The sequence below is a fragment of the Mesorhizobium sp. WSM4820 genome, from assembly GCF_055811075.1.
In genome coordinates this window covers 1-862 of the sequence record NZ_JBVVQN010000073.1, presented here as the reverse complement: position 1 = coordinate 862, position 862 = coordinate 1, and the positions used below count along the sequence as shown (strand labels likewise).

Genomic DNA, 862 nt, shown 5'->3' with positions numbered 1-862 from the left:
CCAGCGAAGGACGACAGAACATGGGCTTCATCACCACGAAGGACGGCACCGAGATTTTCTATAAGGACTGGGGTTCGAAGGACGCACAGCCGATCGTCTTCCATCACGGCTGGCCGCTCAGCGCCGACGACTGGGACAACCAGATGCTGTTCTTCCTGCACAACGGCTACCGGGTCATCGCGCATGATCGCCGCGGCCACGGCCGCTCAACACAGTCCGACACCGGCAACGAGATGGACACCTACGCGGCCGACGTTGCCGAACTGGCCGAGGCGCTCGACCTGAAGAATGCCGTCCATATCGGCCATTCGACCGGCGGCGGCGAGGTCGCGCATTACGTAGCTCGCGCAAAATCGGGTCGCGTCGCCAAAGCGGTGCTGATAGGCGCGGTGCCGCCGATCATGGTGAAATCCGCCAAGAACCCGGGCGGCCTGCCGATCGAGGTGTTCGACGGGTTTCGCGCGGCGCTGGTCGCGAACCGGGCGCAATTTTACTACGACGTGCCCTCCGGTCCCTTCTACGGTTTCAACCGGCCGGGCGCGAAGGTTTCGCAGGGCATCATCGACAATTGGTGGCGGCAGGGCATGATGGGCGGCGCCAAAGCGCACTACGATTGCATCAAGGCGTTCTCGGAAACCGACTTCACCGACGACCTGGAGAAGATCGATGTTCCGGTGCTCGTCATGCACGGCGACGACGATCAGATCGTGCCGTACGCCGACTCCGCTCCGCTGTCCGGCAAGGTTCTCAGGAACGGAACGCTGAAGACCTATGCCGGTCTTCCGCATGGCCTGTGCACGACGCATCCCGACATCGTCAACGCGGACCTGCTCGCCTTCATCAAGAGCTGACCGCAAGCGAA

The 862-nt window shown here is 62.6% G+C and carries 1 protein-coding gene; it reads left to right on the top strand.

Annotation, left to right across the window (positions count from 1 at the left end; genetic code table 11):
• Positions 1-20: 20 nt before the first annotated feature.
• A complete protein-coding gene (locus tag AC0L2R_RS33765; protein ID WP_473514107.1) occupies positions 21-851 on the top strand; it encodes an alpha/beta fold hydrolase in 831 nt (276 codons plus the stop codon).
• The last annotated feature ends 11 nt before the right edge of the window (positions 852-862 follow it).

What these genes read in the sequence shown, in the direction of transcription:
- AC0L2R_RS33765 (WP_473514107.1), top strand. Translation starts at nt 21, where the DNA reads ATGGGCTTCATCACCACGAAGGACGGCACCGAGATTTTCTATAAGGAC.